At 36.6% G+C, this 681-nt stretch carries 1 protein-coding gene; it reads right to left on the minus strand.

The annotated features are described in order from the left end of the window. A partial coding sequence (locus tag AC0B9F_RS37990) for a Ger(x)C family spore germination protein (protein WP_472010361.1) occupies positions 1 to 592 on the minus strand: 592 nt, incomplete at its 3' end. Positions 593 to 681: the final 89 nt, after the last annotated feature.

Raw genomic sequence — 681 nt, forward strand, 5'->3', positions numbered from 1 at the left:
GTTTTCCAAGCTTAATAACCCCCATGGAATCAATTACTATTTCACTTTCTGGGTCGATGCTCTTCATATTTTCTGTATTCCCTCCCTTTTTAGGATCACCAACTAATTTTACAGCTGGCAATACTGGTGCTTGTCCATATGAGTTAGTAATTCGGGTATAATCATTTAAATTAACATCAGGAGCTCCTCCCCAATCTTTTTGCATAGTATTGACTTGAGTGAATAGTTTTAATGATGGACTTTTTTTATACATGTTGTTCACTTTCAAGATGTCACCAGCATTTGAACCTCTTGCAATGACAATAGCAAAGTCACCCCTTATTTCTCTATTTCGATCAAAAAAGTCCATGAATTCTAACAACCCCTCCCTTACTATTTCTTCACTCAGTACCAACACCCTTGTATGAGAATAGATAGGACGAGTAGCATTTATAATATTAAACTTTTGGGTTAGCTCTCCAATATTATTCCCTTCAATCGAAGAAACTGTTGACGGGGCTAATCCTACCGCGGTTTGATAACTCATTTCTCTTGCTTCTGTAGTCTCAATTGTTAACCTATATTTGAACGACTCGCCTTTATCTACAGCCATACCTGTAACAATTGAAACATTTGATAGCTCAGTTCGGTCCCAACACCCAGTTAAAAGAAAAAGCAAACCCAAATATACAATGAATTTAA

Source organism: Streptomyces sp. NPDC097129 (assembly GCF_055668065.1).